This window comes from Mycobacterium sherrisii (assembly GCF_002102355.1).
Taxonomy (GTDB): domain Bacteria; phylum Actinomycetota; class Actinomycetes; order Mycobacteriales; family Mycobacteriaceae; genus Mycobacterium; species Mycobacterium sherrisii.
In genome coordinates this window covers 12,963-28,442 of record NZ_LQPT01000126.1, presented here as the reverse complement: position 1 = coordinate 28,442, position 15,480 = coordinate 12,963, and the positions used below count along the sequence as shown (strand labels likewise).

General features: G+C 68.0%; 17 protein-coding genes. 9 read left to right on the top strand and 8 right to left on the bottom strand.

From position 1 onward, the window contains the following. Positions 1–207: 207 nt before the first annotated feature. From AWC25_RS26105 to AWC25_RS26095, 3 genes are all read right to left on the bottom strand, one after another. Positions 208–720 carry a DUF3145 domain-containing protein gene (locus tag AWC25_RS26105; RefSeq protein ID WP_069403080.1) on the bottom strand — a complete coding sequence of 171 codons (513 nt, stop codon included), beginning with the start codon at positions 718–720 and terminating at the stop codon, positions 208–210. A gap of 138 nt (positions 721–858) precedes the next feature. Continuing rightward, positions 859–1,680: a serine hydrolase domain-containing protein gene (locus AWC25_RS26100; protein ID WP_085168208.1), complete on the bottom strand. Its 822-nt coding sequence runs from the start codon at positions 1,678–1,680 to the stop codon at positions 859–861. Beyond that, positions 1,680–2,699, bottom strand: coding sequence for a class I SAM-dependent methyltransferase (locus tag AWC25_RS26095; RefSeq protein WP_085168215.1), 1,020 nt, complete (start codon positions 2,697–2,699; stop codon positions 1,680–1,682). The genes AWC25_RS26100 and AWC25_RS26095 overlap by 1 nt, the downstream gene beginning before the upstream one ends. Positions 2,700–2,835: 136 nt before the next feature. Between AWC25_RS26095 and AWC25_RS26090 the strand changes: the two genes are divergently transcribed. Then, the gene (locus AWC25_RS26090) at positions 2,836–3,921 is read left to right on the top strand and encodes an S-(hydroxymethyl)mycothiol dehydrogenase (RefSeq protein WP_085168207.1); all 1,086 of its coding nucleotides are present in this window, start codon (positions 2,836–2,838) and stop codon (positions 3,919–3,921) included. After that, on the top strand, positions 3,921–4,544 hold the full coding sequence (locus AWC25_RS26085; protein WP_085168206.1) for an MBL fold metallo-hydrolase: 624 nt from the start codon (positions 3,921–3,923) through the stop codon (positions 4,542–4,544). Before AWC25_RS26090 ends, AWC25_RS26085 begins: the two co-directional genes overlap by 1 nt. Before the next feature lie 336 nt (positions 4,545–4,880). On the opposite strand, the gene AWC25_RS26080 is transcribed toward AWC25_RS26085, so the two are convergent. Continuing rightward, positions 4,881–5,624 carry an SHOCT domain-containing protein gene (locus AWC25_RS26080; protein WP_085168204.1) on the bottom strand — a complete coding sequence of 248 codons (744 nt, stop codon included), beginning with the start codon at positions 5,622–5,624 and terminating at the stop codon, positions 4,881–4,883. 58 nt (positions 5,625–5,682) lie between these two features. On the opposite strand from AWC25_RS26080, the gene AWC25_RS26075 reads away from it, so the two are divergent. Both AWC25_RS26075 and AWC25_RS26070 read left to right on the top strand, forming a co-directional pair. Next, the gene (locus tag AWC25_RS26075) at positions 5,683–6,636 is read left to right on the top strand and encodes an SDR family oxidoreductase (RefSeq protein ID WP_069402759.1); all 954 of its coding nucleotides are present in this window, start codon (positions 5,683–5,685) and stop codon (positions 6,634–6,636) included. 152 nt (positions 6,637–6,788) lie between these two features. Next, complete coding sequence (locus tag AWC25_RS26070; protein WP_069402760.1) at positions 6,789–7,160, top strand: hypothetical protein; 372 nt, start codon at positions 6,789–6,791, stop codon at positions 7,158–7,160. Here the strand turns inward: AWC25_RS26070 and AWC25_RS26065 are convergent. Beyond that, the gene (locus AWC25_RS26065; protein ID WP_069402761.1) at positions 7,157–8,953 is read right to left on the bottom strand and encodes an Hsp70 family protein; all 1,797 of its coding nucleotides are present in this window, start codon (positions 8,951–8,953) and stop codon (positions 7,157–7,159) included. The two genes, AWC25_RS26070 and AWC25_RS26065, sit on opposite strands and share 4 nt — an antisense overlap. A gap of 132 nt (positions 8,954–9,085) precedes the next feature. Beyond that, positions 9,086–10,171 (bottom strand): NAD(P)H-dependent amine dehydrogenase family protein, encoded by a 1,086-nt coding sequence (locus AWC25_RS26060; RefSeq protein ID WP_085168202.1) that lies wholly within the window; start codon positions 10,169–10,171, stop codon positions 9,086–9,088. An 89-nt stretch (positions 10,172–10,260) separates the two neighbouring features. Between AWC25_RS26060 and AWC25_RS26055 the strand changes: the two genes are divergently transcribed. From AWC25_RS26055 to AWC25_RS26045, 3 genes are read left to right on the top strand one after another with little or no spacing between them, the layout of a single operon-like run. Next, the gene (locus tag AWC25_RS26055) at positions 10,261–10,608 is read left to right on the top strand and encodes an MmpS family transport accessory protein (RefSeq protein WP_198166742.1); all 348 of its coding nucleotides are present in this window, start codon (positions 10,261–10,263) and stop codon (positions 10,606–10,608) included. Then, a complete protein-coding gene (locus AWC25_RS26050) occupies positions 10,608–11,882 on the top strand; it encodes a cytochrome P450 (RefSeq protein ID WP_069402764.1) in 1,275 nt (424 codons plus the stop codon). Before AWC25_RS26055 ends, AWC25_RS26050 begins: the two co-directional genes overlap by 1 nt. Before the next feature lie 25 nt (positions 11,883–11,907). Further along, positions 11,908–12,456, top strand: a complete 549-nt coding sequence (locus AWC25_RS26045; protein WP_069402765.1) for an ester cyclase — start codon at positions 11,908–11,910, stop codon at positions 12,454–12,456. A gap of 17 nt (positions 12,457–12,473) precedes the next feature. On the opposite strand, the gene AWC25_RS26040 is transcribed toward AWC25_RS26045, so the two are convergent. Both AWC25_RS26040 and AWC25_RS26035 read right to left on the bottom strand, forming a co-directional pair. Further along, positions 12,474–13,187 carry a haloacid dehalogenase type II gene (locus AWC25_RS26040; RefSeq protein ID WP_232327342.1) on the bottom strand — a complete coding sequence of 238 codons (714 nt, stop codon included), beginning with the start codon at positions 13,185–13,187 and terminating at the stop codon, positions 12,474–12,476. Positions 13,188–13,194: 7 nt separating this feature from the next. After that, positions 13,195–13,953, bottom strand: coding sequence for an Rv3717 family N-acetylmuramoyl-L-alanine amidase (locus AWC25_RS26035; RefSeq protein WP_069402767.1), 759 nt, complete (start codon positions 13,951–13,953; stop codon positions 13,195–13,197). 134 nt (positions 13,954–14,087) lie between these two features. On the opposite strand from AWC25_RS26035, the gene AWC25_RS26030 reads away from it, so the two are divergent. Together AWC25_RS26030 and AWC25_RS26025 are read left to right on the top strand one after the other, a co-directional pair. Continuing rightward, the gene (locus AWC25_RS26030) at positions 14,088–14,336 is read left to right on the top strand and encodes a DUF6480 family protein (protein ID WP_085168200.1); all 249 of its coding nucleotides are present in this window, start codon (positions 14,088–14,090) and stop codon (positions 14,334–14,336) included. A 316-nt stretch (positions 14,337–14,652) separates the two neighbouring features. Beyond that, entirely contained in the window at positions 14,653–15,414 is a 762-nt protein-coding gene (locus tag AWC25_RS26025) for a cutinase family protein (protein WP_069402769.1), read from the top strand. Positions 15,415–15,480 lie beyond the last annotated feature (66 nt).

Here is a 15,480-nt window from a genome sequence, read left to right as displayed (position 1 = left end):
GCCACGTGAGCGATCGGACGATCAGCGCAACGGGCCACGAGTCGACGACGGCCTTCAACGGACAACGGGGCATTACCGTGGGTCACGGACGGGTTCCTTCGGTAGTCAGGACGAGGGGTTTGGCGATTTCTCATCCTGCCGCCGAAGAACCCGTCCCCCGAACACCTCAACCCGTGTCGGCGTCTACAACCTCATGACCCGCAACAACTAGCCGACGCCCCGGCTGAGCCAGGTGACTTCGCCGGCGTCGCCGCCGTCGCGGTACACCTCGAGCGCCTCGTCCCAGGCCGTGCCCAGCACCGAGTCCAGCTCGGCGGCCAGGTAGTCGGCGCCCTGGGCCATCATGGCCCGCAGCCGCATCTCGCCGACGATGACGTCCCCGTTGGCGCTCATCGATCCGCTCCACAGGCCCAGCTGCGGGGTGTGGCAGAAGCGATGGCCGTCGACCCCGGGGCTGGGGTCCTCGGTGACCTCGAACCGCAGCACAGACCAGGACCGTAGCGCGTTGGCCAGCCGGGCGCCGGTACCCACCGGGCCCACCCAGTTGGTGACCGCCCGCAGCTGCCCCGGCATCGCCGGCTGCGGTGTCCAGACCAGGTTGGCCTTGGACTGCAAGGTCGACGACAACGCCCACTCGACATGCGGGCATACCGCCGCGGGCGAGGCGTGCACGTACACCACACCAGCCGTCACGTCGGCGAATTGATTCGACGCACGCATCTACCTGCTCCTTCGGTTCCACGAGGGACGTCTTCCCCAACGACCTGGCGGACCGAAAGCAGGATGCTTACTCGAACGTTTTGTTTCGTACGGGTCTATTGTGCCTTGTGATACCCGTGTTGCGCTAGTGCTCGATGCTTATTCGATGTATTGGGCCAGCACCGCGTCGGCGAGGGCCCGCCACGGCTCGTGCGCCCACTTGCCGAAATCGCGGTCGGTCAGCGCCACCAGCGCCAGGTCGGCGTCGGGATCCGCCCAGATGAAACCGCCCGCTTGGCCGAAATGACCGTAGCTGCGCGCGGAGTTGCGCGACCCGGTCCAGTGCGGCGATTTGGCGTCCCGGATCTCGAAACCCAGCCCCCAATCGTTGGGCCGCTGCATGCCGTAGCCGGGCAGCACGCCGTCCAGACCGGGGAATTGCACGGTCGTCGCCTCGGCGTGGGTCTCGGCCGAAACCGTGGCCGGGCGCAGCAGGTCGCCGGCGAACGCCGCCATGTCCGCCACCGTCGAACTGGCACCGAACCCGGCTTCTTGGGCGCCGCCGTCCAGCCGGGTCGCGGTCATGCCCAGCGGTTCGCACACCGCCTCGGCGAGGTAGCGGCCGAACTCGATGCCCGACTCGCGCTCGACGGTCTGGGCCAGCACGCCGAATCCGTAGTTCGAATAGATCCGCCGGGTGCCGGGCTGGGTCTGCACCTTGTCGGACTCCATGGCTAGGCCCGACGCGTGCGCCAGCAGGTGGCGCACCGTGGAGCCGGGCGGACCGGCCGGAGTGTCCAGCTCGACGGCGCCCTCCTCGATCGCGACCTGCACCGCGCGGGCCGCCAGGGGTTTGGTGACCGACGCCAGGGCGAAGAGCCGCTCGGCGTCGCCGTAGGTCGCCAGTACCCCGGCGGGCCCGATCACCGCGGCGGCGGCGTTGTCGACAGGCCAATCGGCGAGGAGGTCCAGAGCCGCCATCACTTCCTAGCGATGTAGTAGTTGTTGATCGGGTCGGACTCGATCTCGGCCACCCGGACGTCGTCGAATCCGGCCGCGCCGAGCATCTGGACGGCCAGCTGGGTGCCCCAGACCGTGCCCAGTCCCGCGCCGTCGAGCGCCAGCGACACCGTCATGCAGTGCATCAGCGACGTCGTGTAGAGGTAGGTGCTCATCGGAACGCCGACGTTGTCCTCGAGCCGGCTCGACGCCTTGATGTCGGCCATCAACAGCACCCCGCCCGGCCGCAACGCGCGGTGGATGTTTTCCAGCACCCGGGCCGGCTGGGCCTGATCGTGGATTGCGTCGAACACGGTGATCACGTCGTACTCCGACGCCCGCTTCAGCTCCGTCAGATTCTGGCTTTCAAAGCTCGCGTTCGACAGCCCGAGCGCCGCGGCCTCCCGGGCGCCGGTGGCGATGGCCTCCGCGGAGAAGTCGATGCCGGTGAAGCGGCTGGCCGGAAACGCCTGGGCCATCACGTTGATGGCGTGCCCGCTGCCGCAGCCGAAGTCCGCGACGTCCACCCCGGCGCGCAGCCGGTTGACGAGGCCGTCCACCAACGGCAGCACCACGTCGACGAGAGAGGAGTCGTACACCGCCCCGCTCTCCTCGGCCATCAGGGCGTGGAAGCGCGGATATTCGCTGTAGGGCAGGCCGCCGCCCTGACGGAAGCACTCGATGATCTTCTGCTCGACCTCGCCGAGCAGCGGCATGAACTGGGCGACCACGGCGAGGTTGTGCGGCCCGGCGGCACGGGTCACCACCGCGGCCCGGTGAGCCGGCAGCGCGTAGGTTCCGGCCCCGGCGTCGTAGTCGACGACGTGCCCGGTGGTCATGCCCCCCAGCCACTCCCGGACGTAGCGCTCGTTGAGGCCCGCGGCGTCGGCGAGCTGCGCGCTGGTGGCGGCGCCGAGTCGGGCCATGGTGTCCAGCAGGCCGGTCTGGTGCCCGATGCTGAGCAGCAGCACAAGACTGGCGCCGTCGATGGCCGCGATCATTCGACCGGCGAAGTCCTCGGTGGTTTCGGCAATGCTGTCGGGTGCTCCGCTCACCTGTGCGGCTCCTCCCGCGTTGTTCGCTCTGATTGGTCACCGGCGCGCACAGCCTGCGAGGCTACACCGTAGGTTTGAACGCATGAGTCAGACAGTGCGCGGTGTGATTGCACGCAAGAAGGGCGAACCGGTCGAGCTGGTGGACATCGTCGTGCCGGACCCCGGTCCCGGCGAGGCCCTCGTCGACGTCATCGCTTGTGGGGTCTGCCATACCGACCTGACGTACCGCGAGGGCGGCATCAACGACGAGTATCCGTTCCTGCTCGGTCATGAGGCCGCCGGCAGGGTCGAGGCCGTCGGACCGGGCGTGACTTCCGTTGCGCCGGGCGACTTTGTGATCCTGAACTGGCGCGCGGTGTGCGGGCAGTGCCGGGCCTGCAAGCGCGGCAGGCCGCACCTGTGCTTCGACACCTTCAACGCCACGCAGAAGATGACCCTGACCGACGGCACCGAACTCACGCCCGCGTTGGGCATCGGGGCGTTCGCCGACAAGACGCTGGTGGCCGCCGGGCAATGCACCAAGGTCAATCCCGAGGCCGACCCCGCGGTGGCCGGGTTGCTGGGCTGCGGGGTGATGGCCGGGATCGGCGCCGCGATCAACACCGGCGCCGTCGGCCGCGACGACACCGTGGCCGTGATCGGCTGCGGCGGTGTGGGCGACGCCGCGATCGCCGGCGCGGCGTTGGTGGGCGCGCGCCGCATCATCGCCGTCGACACCGACAACACCAAGTTGGACTGGGCCCGCAAGTTCGGCGCCACCCACACGGTCAACGCACGCGAATTCGACGTCATCGAGACCATTCAGGACCTGACCGACGGCTTCGGGGTCGACGTGGTGATCGACGCGGTCGGCCGGCCCGAAACCTGGAAGCAGGCCTTCTACGCCCGTGACCTTGCGGGCACCGTGGTGCTCGTCGGAGTGCCGACGCCGGACATGAAGCTGGAGATGCCGCTGGTCGACTTCTTTTCTCGCGGCGGCTCATTGAAGTCGTCGTGGTACGGCGACTGCCTGCCCGAGCGCGACTTCCCCACCCTGATCGAGCTGTATCTGCAGGGCCGGCTCCCGTTGGACAAGTTTGTCTCCGAGCGGATCGGGCTAGACGGCATCGAGGAGGCGTTCGAAAAGATGCATGGCGGCAAGGTATTGCGTTCGGTGGTGATGCTCTGATGGTCGACATCGATCGGGTGGTCACGCACGGCACCTTCGAACTCGATGGCGGCAGTTGGGAAGTCGACAACAACATCTGGCTGCTCGGGGACAACTCGAACGTCGTGGTGTTCGACGCCGCGCACAAGGCCGGCCCGATCGTCGACGCGGTGGGCGGCCGTCACGTGGTGGCGGTGGTGTGCACGCACGGCCACAACGACCACGTGACGGTGGCGCCCGAACTCGGCAAGATCCTCGACGCGCCGGTGCTGCTACATCCGGCTGACGAGGTGTTGTGGCGAATGACGCACCCGGACAGCGACTTTCGAGCCGTTTCCGACGGTCACACGCTGAAAATCGAAGGCACCGAGCTCAAAGCGCTGCACACGCCGGGACACTCCCCGGGATCGGTGTGCTGGTACGTGCACGATCTCGGTGTGCTGTTCAGCGGCGACACCTTGTTCGCCGGCGGTCCGGGGGCGACGGGGCGTTCGTACTCGGATTTCCCGACGATCCTGCATTCGATCTCCGAGCGGCTCGGCAAGCTGCCGGCCGAGACCGTCGTGCACACCGGCCACGGCGACAGCACCGTGATCGGCGACGAGATCGTCCACTACGAGGAGTGGGTCGCCCGCGGTCACTGACTCCCCGCTGCCGCCCGCTGCCCGCCGCCCGCTGCCGCCCGCTGCCCCGCTGCCCCGCTGCCCCGCTGCCCCGCTGCCGCGAATCTAACCAGAGGGCGAAATTTGGCCCATAAATTCGCACTGCCGTTAGGCTCGCGACGGGCGCGGCTCTCCGACGGGGGCGGCTCTCCGACGGGCGCGGCTCTCCGACGGGCGCGGCTCTCCGACGGGCGCGCCCCACTCGTCCGCTCCCGCCCCGCGGGGAGTTGGCGGGGCACTTTGTGCCCGCCTTTGAGCGACAAGCCACAACCCCAAAGATTTGTCGCTCAAAGGCGGGCATAAAGCCACATGCCCCCCTCAAAATTCGCCCAGAATCCGCCGCTTCTCGGTCTGGAATTCGGCTTCGGTCAGGGCTCCGGAATCCCGCAGGGCCGCCAGCGTTTTGAGGCGTTCAAGCCGGACGCCCTCGTCGGTCGGCTCGTAAGCCCCCGAGGGTTGCGGCTCAGGCGCCGACAGCGAGATGGCCGGCTCCCCGGCCCGGGAAACCACCGCGGCCACAGCGCGGCGCCGGGTGCGTGCCAACCACCAGCCCGACAGGACCGAATCGGTTAGTCCCACAACGAACAACGCCACGAACACCCACACCAGATAGCCGTGGGAACTCGAGTGGCCGAACGCCAACCGGGGGGCGATGTAGCCGTTGACCTGTCCGTCGGTCGTGACGTGGTAGGTGCCCGCCGCCGGGATCTGCGCCACCCACACCCGCACGTGGGTGTCATTGTTGACAGTCGTTGTGCTGCCGATACTTTCAGTCATCGTCGGCTGCACCACCCCGTCGGGTGGGACGATGGTGACCCCCAGCGGCGGCACGGGCAGGGTCCCGCCCGGGCTGCCGAGGATCACGGTGTGCAGGCTGACGGTGACCTCACCGGCGGGCAGGTACAGGCTGCCCGATCCGGGGATCGGCACCTCGCCGTAGTCGTTGTACTTGTCCAGGACGAAGGCGTTGAGCACCAGTGTGACAACGAAGCCAGTCACGGCCACGATCATCGTCACAATGGCAGCCGCCAGCGAAACCTTGGCCAGCCGCCTGCCCCGCATTCACGCAGTGTGTCACCGCTAGTGACCATGGGCTAGCTGGACGTGCACACTGGTATCCATGTCCAACGATCTCGTTGTTACCGTGCCGGACCTGTCCGGGAAGTTGGCGATCATCACCGGAGCCAACAGTGGGCTGGGTTTCGGTCTGGCCAAACGTCTCTCCGCCGCCGGCGCCGACGTCGTGATGGCCATTCGCAACCGAGCCAAGGGCGAAGCGGCGATCGAGGCTATCCGCCGCACCGTGCCCGACGCGAAGCTGACCATCAAGTCACTCGACCTGTCCTCGCTGGCGTCGGTCGCCGCGCTGGGTGAGCAGCTGAACGCCGAGGGCCGCCCGATCGACATCCTGATCAACAACGCCGGAGTCATGACGCCGCCGGAACGCGATACCACCGCCGACGGTTTCGAATTGCAGTTCGGCAGTAACCATCTCGGCCACTTCGCGCTCACCGGGCATCTGCTGGCGTTGCTGCGCGCGGCTCAGCGGCCCCGCGTCGTCTCGCTGAGCAGCCTCGCGGCCGGCACGGGCGCCAAGATCCACTTCGACGACCTGCAATTCGAAAAGTCTTACGCGGCGATGTCCGCCTACGGTCAGTCGAAGCTGGCGGTGCTGATGTTCGCCCGCGAGTTGGACAAGCGCAGCCGCGCGGCCGGCTGGGGGATCGTCTCCAACGCCGCCCACCCCGGCCTGACCAAGACCAACCTGCAGATCAGCGGACCCTCGCACGGCCGCGACAAGCCGTCCCTGATGGAACGGCTGTACAAGGCGTCGTGGCGTTTCACGCCGTTCCTGTGGCAGGAGATCGACGACGGGATTCTGCCGGCGCTGTACGCGGCGGCCACGCCGCAGGCCGAGGGCGGTGAGTTCTACGGGCCACGCGGCTTCATGGAACTCGCCGGTGGCGGGGTGCGGGTAGCCAAGACGCCGACGCCCGCCCGCAATGATGCTGACTGCCAACGCCTGTGGGAGATTTCCGAGGAGCTCACCCACGTGAGCTATCCTGCCGGTTAATTAGCAACCAGCACAACGCTTTTCGCTGACCAGCATGCTATGACCGCTGGTCATGGACGAAACCGGGGGCCGCACGCGAGTTTCGGCACGACGCGCCAGCGGGTATGCGATTGCCCGTCGCAGTCGAAACTGCAACTCGCAAGGGGGTAGCTATGAGCGTGCAGGACGACAAAGCAGCGGATCGGGACCGCGACCAGCAGACGGAGCAACAGTCAGACGGGCAGCCGACGGAAAAGCCGGAGCCCACCGAGGAGGACAAGAAGGCGGCGGCCGAGATGATGGTCGCCTACGACGAAACCCGCCCCACCTTGGTGTTGCCGGGATCCGGGGGCGCGGTTTCGGGTACGGCCGTCAACGACTGGCTCGACGACGACGGTAACCCCAAGCGCAACGACGGCCCGGCGGGCGAAAGTTCCAGCGAGACTTCGCAAGACGACCGGCAGGAACAGATCGACAAGGACAAGGCCCTCAACGAAGAGCTCAAGAAGGTGGCCGCCGAGGAGAACAAGGGTGAGAAGCGCTAGAGAACACCCAAGCCGGGTATCGGCACGCTGATTCCGGGGATGCGCGGGATCGCCGGAATGGGCGGGATCCGCGGAACGGGCGGCGGCACCGGCGGCACGGGAGGCACGGGCGGCACCTGGACCGGAGGCGGCGCTGGAGCGGGCCCATCCGCTGGAGCGGGCCCATCCGCCGGGGCGGGCCCATCGGCCGGAGCGGGCCCATCCGCCGGCGGCGCGGGCGCCGGTGGCGAGGCATCCACCGCGGCCGGAGCCGGAGCATCCGGTGCCGCTGGCGCCGGAGTGGCCGCCTGACCCGTGACCGGCGCCTGGCTCGGCGCGGCGGGTTGCGGGGTCGCGGTGCCCGCCGGTGGCGGCGCCGACGAGGGGGTGGTGTTCACGCCCGGGCTGTTCGCCGGGTGGTCCTCGGCCAGGCCGATGGCCAATGCGATGGCCACCAACAGCACCGCCACGGCCGAACCAATGATCAGGATCGACGGCACCCGGTACCAGGGGATGATCGGCTTTTTCTGCTCCTCCGGCTGCGGCCGGTCGGCCGACTCGAAGCTCACCGCCGGGCGCGCCGAGGTGTACCCGGACCGGCCGAAGCGGAAAGACCGCGACTCCTCGCCGGCCTCCGACCACGCCAGCGCCGGCATCGCCGCGGAGACGGGCGCCGACGGCGGCGCCTCGGCCAACAGCGCCTGACGGTCTTCCACCGCGACCGCGGCCGCCGCGGCGGTGGCGGCGGCCGGGGTCAGCTGGGTCGCGCCGGTCTCCCCCGGCCCCCGCGCCGCGCGCAACCCCGCGCCGATGGCCGGGGCCAGATGCGGGCGGGGCGCGGTGACGACCGGCACGCGCAGCCGCCCGGACAGCATCGTCGTCACCGCCGGAATGTGCGCGCCGCCACCCACCGACACCACCGCGACCAGATCGCGAATCCCGTTGCGCGCCAACGTTTCTTCGAGCAGCGCCAGGAACACGGTGAGCGACGGGCGAATCGCGTCGTCCAGCTCGTTCCTGGTGATCCGGACGTCGCCGGGCAACCCGGGCAGTTGCTCGCCGAGGGTCGCGACGGTGCTCGACGAGAGCTGCTCCTTGGCGTTGCGGCATCCGGTGCGCAGCCGGTTCAGCGGCCCGATCGCCGAGGTGCCGGACGGATCGAAGGACTCGCTGCTCGGCAGGTTGCTCAGCACCGCCGTCAGCAGCGCCTGATCGATCAGGTCGCCGGAGAAGTCGGGATGGCGCACCGTCGGCGCCAACGGCTGATAGTCCCCCGCGGCGTCCATCAACGTGATGCTGGTGCCGCTGCCGCCGAAGTCGCACACCGCCACGGTGCCGCGCGCCGGGATGCCCGGGTTGGCGCGCGCGGCGAACAGCGCCGCGGCCGCATCCGGAATCAAGGTCAGCGTGTTCGACCATTCGGACACCCGGCTCAGGGCCGAGCCCAGCGCGTCGATCGCGGTCGATCCCCAATGGGCGGGATGGGTGACGGCGACGTTCTGCGGCAGCGGACGCCCCTGCGTCGCGGCGTAGGCCAGGGCACGCAACCCGTCGGCCGCCAGCACGTCGCTCTGATGCACGGTGCCGTCGGCGGCCACGATGCCGACCGGGTCACCGACGCGGTCGACGAAATTGGTGATGACCAAGCCCGGACGGTCCAGCCGCGGGTTTTCCGACGGGATGCCGATCTCGGGCAGCCGGTCGCGGTAGAGCGTCAGGACGGGTTTGCGGGTGATCGCGTGGTCGGCGGTGACCGCGGCGAAGTTGGTGGCGCCGACCGAGAGACCCAGCGCCGGCGTAGCTCCGTCTGCCATGGTCCAATCCCCGTCGTCCAGCGGAATGCCCCCGCATCCGCCCGCACCCGATTTTGCCGATTACACCTATAGCCAATCTCTGCGCTGGCTATGCGTTAGCTGTATACGAATCGGGTGCGGCGTCCGCTGTGATCAGCGTATATTGCCTGCTCCGGCGATCAACGGCAGGTCCAGCGGGGTCACCCAGCCGGGCCGCAGTTCGTTGACGGCCGGCACCGCGTTCAGTGCCCGCAGCCCGGTCGCCAGGCACCCGGCCGCGGCGGCATCGCGGCCGGAGCCGTCGGTGAACCGGAACGCCGTCTCCTGGAAGATGCTGGGCGTGCCCTCGATGTCCACCCGGTAGACGTCGTTGTCGTGCCCGGTCGGCCAGTCCGGGGCGGCGTCGAGGCCGATGCGGTTGACGTGTTCGAGCTGAATGCGGGTTTCGCCCCGGTAGACGCCGTTGATGGTGAACCGGACGGCGGCGACGTGGCCCGGTTTGATGACGCCGCGGGCGGAGTTGCGCTCGGTGGGCGTCACCCACTTGTCCCACGTGGTGGTGATGTCGTCGAGCATGATCCCGGCGGCGTGCGCGATCATCGGGACGGTGGCGCCCCACGCGAAGATCAGCATGTCGCGGTCCTCGAGCATCGGCTTGAATTCCGGTTCGCGTCCGATGCCCATCTCGAACTCGTAGTCGCCCTCGTAGTTGGTGTAGTCGAGCAGCTCCGAGGCCCGCACCCGGCGCACTTCCGACGTCAGGCCCATCAGCGTCATCGGAAACAGGTCGTTGGCGAATCCGGGATCGATGCCGGTGGTGAAGCACGACGATTCGCCCAGCTCGCAGGCTTCGGTGATGGGTTCGATCCAGTTCGGCGGGTTGAGGTGCATGGTCGGCCACACCCAGGGGGTCATCGCCGTAGAGCACACGTCGATACCGGCCCGCAGGAACTTGGTGATCAGCGCGATGTTCTCCTTGGCGTGCATGGCCGTCGGGCCGTAGTGCACCAGCGCGTCGGGTTTCAGCGCGATCAGCGCGTCGATGTCGTCGGTCGCGGCGAGGCCGACCTTTTCGGGCATGCCGCAGATGTCGCCGACGTCGCGGCCCACCTTGTCCGGGTTACTGACTCCGACGCCCACCAACTCGAACAGCGGGTGTTTGACGATCTCGGGGATCACCATCTTGCCGACGAATCCCGTGCCAAACACCACCAAACGTTTTGAGTCGTGTCCCGCCATGCGTTACGCCACCTTTCCGGTCACCAGCCCCCCGCTTGGAACTCACATTAAGCTTCCCTAGCGTCGCCGGTGGTGACACGATGCAATTCATGAAAATGCGCCTCGCTGGGCCTTCGATGTTGATGGCCGTCGGTCTCGGGTTTGCCAATGCCTGCGGTGTCGCCCACGCGATCCCCCAGATGCCCAAGGTCCGTTACGAGGTCAACGGGCCCGCGCTCGCCCAGTTCATCTACTACCAGACCGACACCGGGCAGCTGCATCAGGTGAATGCCTCGCTGCCCTGGTCGACGGAGTTCACCGGGTTCGGCGGCCAGGTGTTCGCGCTGAGCGCCCAAGGGCCGGGGCCCATTTCCTGCAAGATCTTTGTCGACGGCAATCTGGTCAGCGCCGCGACGGCGACAACCGGGACCCCGGCGAGAACCGTCTGTACGCACTGATGCGACCCAGCGGGACGCCACCGCCCGAGATGTCCCTTGCCGATGTGCATCTCGAGTCGCTCGACTTCTGGGCGCGCGGCGACGACATCCGCGACGCCGCGTTCGCCGCGTTGCGCCGGGAGGCCCCGATCTCGTTTTGGCCCGCGATCCAGATGGAAGGTTTCGAGTCCGGCGGCGGGTACTGGGCGCTGACCAAACTCGACGACGTCCACTTCGCCAGCCGTCATCCCGACATTTTCAGCTCCGCCGGCGGCATCACTATCGCCGAGCAGACGCCGGAGTTGGCCGAGTACTTCGGCTCGATGATCGTGCTCGACGACCCGCGTCATCAGCGGCTGCGCTCGATCGTCAGCCGGGCGTTCACCCCGAAAGTCGTTGCCCGCATTGAGAACTCGGTGCGGGAGCGGGCGCACCGGCTGGTCAGCTCGTTGATCGAGAATCATCCCGACGGGCAGGCCGATCTGGTCACCGAGCTCGCCGGGCCGCTGCCGCTGCAGGTCATCTGCGACATGATGGGGATTCCGGAGCAGGATCATCAGCGAATCTTCCACTGGACCAACGTGATTCTCGGTTTCGGCGACCCGGACCTGACCACCGACTTCGAAGAGTTCATGCAGGTTTCCATCGACATCGGCGCCTACGCCACCGCCCTGGCTGAGGACCGCCGCCGCAACCACCATGACGACCTGACCACCAGCCTGGTCGAAGCCGAGGTCGACGGCGATCGGCTCACCTCGGCCGAGATCGCGTCGTTCTTCATCCTGCTGGTGGTGGCCGGCAACGAGACCACCCGCAACGCGATCAGTCACGGTGTGTGGGCGCTGTCCCGCTTTCCCGAGGAACGTCAGAAGTGGTGGTCTAACTTCGAGGCGCTGACCGCCACCGCGGTGGAGGAGATCGTGCGGTGGGCCTCGCCCGTGGTCTACATGCGTCGCACCCTGACCCGCGACTTCGAGTTGAGCGGGGTGAGCATGGCCGCGGGCGACAAGGTTGCGCTGTACTACAACTCGGCCAACCGCGACGAAACGCGCTTCGACAATCCCTGGGCATTCGACGTCGCCCGCAACCCCAACCCCCACCTGGGCTTCGGCGGCGGCGGGGCGCATTTCTGCCTGGGCGCCAACCTGGCCCGGCGCGAGATCCGGGTCGCCTTTGACGAATTGCGCCGCGAGATTCCGGACATCACGGTGACCGGTAAGCCGGCCCGGCTGCTGTCACAATTCATTCACGGCATCAAGCACCTGCCGGTGTCCTGGACGCCGCCGGGTTCCTAGGGTCGACGTGGAAGGCACATCGCACATGACGTTTCCCGCCCCCGACGTGCTGGCGGCGCGCCAGAAATTGGTGCTCGACCACTTTCACGACGAGGTCCGCCAAGACTGGGACGACGTGTTGGCGACGTTTCCGCATCCGCATTACGAGTTGATCCCGCAGCTGGTGGTGCACGACGGGCACGACGCCGTGCGCGGCTACTACAACTACACGCGCACCGCGTTCCCCGACCAGGACCACGAGATCATCGCGCTGCGGCACAGTGCCGACGCGGTGATCGTGGAGTTCTGGTTGATGGGCACGCACAAGGGCTTTCTGGGCAAGGTCCCGCCGACCGGCAGCCGCTTCCGGGTACGCATGACCGCCTACTTCGTCTTCGACGAGTCGGAAATGCTTGTCTGCGAACGCATTTACTTCGACACGTTGACCATGATCAAGCAGCTACTCGGCGGGCTGGACATGAAGAAACCCGCGAATTGGCTGCTGGCCGCACGCGCGGTGCGGGGATTGCTGTCCATGTCGTCGCAACCGCCGGACCCGGCACTGACCAACACGGTGCCGCCGAAGTTCACCTGAGCGGCACGCTAGCCCCGCTAGGACGGCCAGGACGCGCCGAGCTGATCGGCCAGATCCAGGAAGTCCGACGCGTTGATGTCGAACTCGTCGGAGTAGGCGACGTCGGCATCACCGCCGGGCCCGAACTCCAGCGGGCGCGCCACGAACGCGGTGCGGAAGCCGAGTTGGGCCGCCGCGCGGATGTCGTACTTATGGCTGGCCACCATCATGATGTCGGCGGGTTCCAAACCCAGGTAGGTAGCGGCCATCCGATAGATCGCCGGGTCGGGCTTGAACACGCCGGCCATCTCCGCGGCGAAGATCGCATCCCAGGGCAGCCGCGCCCGCTTGGAAATGTTGATGACGGCGGACACGTCGGCGTTGGACAGGGTGGCCAACGTGAACTCGTCTTTGAGCCACGACAACCCGAGCGGCACGTCGGGCCACGGCTCCAGGCGCTGCCAGGCCCGCGTGAGTTCCTCCCGCTCGGCGCCCGAGAACCCGCCGAGCCCGCATTCGGCGAGCAAGGTCTCCAGCGCATCGCGATACACCGAGTGCACCGACACCCAACCGTCGTGGCGACGTTGCGCGGCGGTCAGCGCGTCGAAGTACCCTGCGCGCCAACGCCGGACCAGGTCGGGCCAGTCGGTGTCGGGGTGGCGTCCCGCGCTGATGCGTTGTGCCTCCCCGCACACCGTGGAGAAGAAATCCGTCGCCGTGCCTTGCACGTCGAACAACAGCGCTTTGACCACAGCACCATCATGCAGGCTTGGCGTTCAGGAACGCGACGATCCCCGCCGTGACGGCTGTCGCATACGCCGCCCGCCCGTCCGGGCTTTCCATCCGGGCGGCGTCGTCGGGGTTGCGCATGTTGCCCAGTTCGACGAGCACCGCCGGGTATTGGGCGAGGTTCAGGCCGGCCAGGTCGTCGCGGCCGTACAGCCCGTTCGACCCGAGATAGGTGGACGGATGAAACCCGGCCTGCACCAAGGCGTCCCGCATCGTGTGGGCCAGCTGCACGGCCGGTACGGCCTGCACCTCGTTGAGCGGCGGGTCGGAGTAGTTGACATGGAATCCGCTGCCCGACGGCGGGCCGCCGTCGGCGTGGATGCTCACGATCGCGTCGGGGTGCATTCCGTTGGCCTGGTCGGCGCGCTGGTCGATGCAGGGTCCGACGGAGTTGTCGTCGGCACGGGACACCACCGTGCGCACGCCCATTTGCCCCAGCGATGCACTGATCAGCCCGACGACGGCCCAGTTGAACGCATGCTCGGGGTAGCCGTCGGTGGTGGCGGCGCCCGACGTTTGGCACGGTTTGCTGCCGCCGCGCCCGTTGGGGACCGGCCGGTTGATTGAGGCGTCGTTGACGGCGTTGTGCCCCGGGTCGAGAAACACCGACGCCCCGGCGAGACCGGCCGACGCGCGCGCGGCGCCGAACGTCGCGGCGCCCAGCAGCATCGGCGCGACGCCGGCGAGCTTCAGGATGTCCCGCCGCGGCACGCCGAGCACATCGCCCATCCCGCGATGGTAGGCGCCGCTCGTTTGGCGACGCCGCAGGCGGGTACCGCCTCGCGGCAATGGGCGGCAGTGGGCGGCAATGGAGGGAGCACGCATGACACCCTTCGGGCATCCGCAGAAAGGATGGTGCCCTAGTGACCACACAACCCCCGAACCCCGACCCCGGCCGCACCCCGGACCTGGAGGCCGGCGGCGGCGTCGCACCGGGGAGCACCCCTCCGGCCGCGGCGCAGACCTCGGGCGGTGTCGAGCCGCAGCCGTCCAGCCGGGGCCGATTCACCCCCACCGGCGTGGTCACGCTGATCGCTGTCGTGGTGATCGCGCTGATCTTCGTGGCAACCGCGGTCTATCTCATCCTGAAAATTTTCGGCGCCGCGGGGTGACCCGGCGCCGAGTCGTATTGGAGGTCGCAACCTCGGCGGCTGATGCGGCGACAACACGAGTTTTCAGGACCCGTGCTACAGGAACGGATTTCATCGCGATCGCCCACCGCGCGCCGGTTGTTTTCCTCTGCTATCTTTTATTGGCAAGCCGATGGATCTGCAAAGTGCGACGTCGGGACCGGCTAGCAGACCTTCGGCATCGACCGGGGACATCAGGCCAATAAAGACCTGCCGCAATACTGCGTGTCGACTTTGAGGTCGTTGGCAAACGGTGGTCAACTGGTCGGGGGAACTCCAAGGTTTGGGATGGGCACCTATGGGCACTTACAGCGGCATGATCGCCGGAAACATCATTCGAATCGTTGGCCCCATGGCTGTGACAGTGCTGGGGCTTGGCACTAGTTCCCTTGTCTCCCCGACGGCTTCGGCTCAGCCGTGTCCCGACGCTCAAGTGGTGTTCGCGCGCGGCACCGGCGAACCCGAGGGCGTCGGCCCCACCGGGCAGGCATTCATCGACAACCTGCGCGGGCGTGAGGCCGGAAAGTCCGTCGACGTCTACGCGGTCAATTATCCCGCGAGCAACGAGTGGAACACCGGACTGGACGGCATCCGCGACGCCGGCGCCCACATCGTGTCGATGGCCAACGAGTGCCCCAAGACCAAGATGGTGCTCGGCGGGTTCTCCCAGGGCGCGGCGGTGATGGGTTTCGTGACCTCCGCGCAGGTGCCCGACGGCGTCGACCCGGCCACCGTGCCCAAGCCGCTGGCCCCCGAGATCGCCGACCACGTCGCCGCGGTGGTGCTGTTCGGTACGCCGAACGTGCGGGCCATGAACTTCCTCGGTGAGCCGCCGGTGGTGATCGGGCCGACGTATCAGGCCAAGACCATCAAAGTCTGCGCCACCGACGACCCGGTGTGCTCGGACGGCATGAACTTCGCCGCGCACAACACCTACGCCGACGGCGGCGCCTACATCGACAAGGGCGCAGCGTTTGCCGCCGCCCGCCTCGATGCCGCCGGTCCGGGCGGACCCGCGCCCGCGCCGCCGCCCCCGGCCCCAACCGGCTTCGGCGACTGACCCTGCTGCTGGCCCGGTTCGGCGGATGGCCCACGGAAGTGCTTCCCGCGCATAGCCTTTGGGGGG